This is a genomic window from Janthinobacterium sp. BHSEK, assembly GCF_056174685.1.
In genome coordinates, this window is the sequence record NZ_JBWBYV010000213.1 from 1 (window position 1) to 485 (window position 485).

Consider the following 485-nt stretch of genomic DNA (forward strand, 5'->3'; position numbering starts at 1 on the left):
GAGCCAGCGCGGCATTTTATGACCCATTCACCTCGCCCAATAACGGCGCTCCGATCCTGCAGATTGGTGATGCGATTATCGATGGCATTGTCTCGGCACGGCGTGCAATCGAGGTGGATGGCATCACACTAAAGGCGTTGAATCAGCTGCAACTACCACTATCTGGCACATACACCTTTGAACGCGGTAGCCGCTTGAAGCAGTTAGCCAAGGAGCCTAATTTCAATGCGGTGGTGGCAGTAGGAGACGTATTGACAATTAGCGGGGCTGCCAAGGTGGTCACGACTTCGGGTGCGGCAAGTTTTTCGGCTGCCACGAAAGCGATCAGCGATACATCTGGCGCCGCGTTGTTTGCCGCCATCGCGGTTGGCGACGTAGTAACCGTGGGTGGCACCGCTTCCAATAATGGCCTGCGAACGGTGACGGCCAAGCCTGGCGCGGCGACGTTGGTCGTGGCCGGGACAGTAGTCGACGAGGTGGTGACC

The 485-nt window shown here is 57.7% G+C and carries 1 protein-coding gene; it reads left to right on the forward strand.

Annotation, left to right across the window (positions count from 1 at the left end; all coding sequences use genetic code 11):
• Window positions 1–485: hypothetical protein (locus AC0V2Y_RS28495; protein ID WP_475418468.1), on the forward strand; the 485-nt coding region annotated here is incomplete at both ends.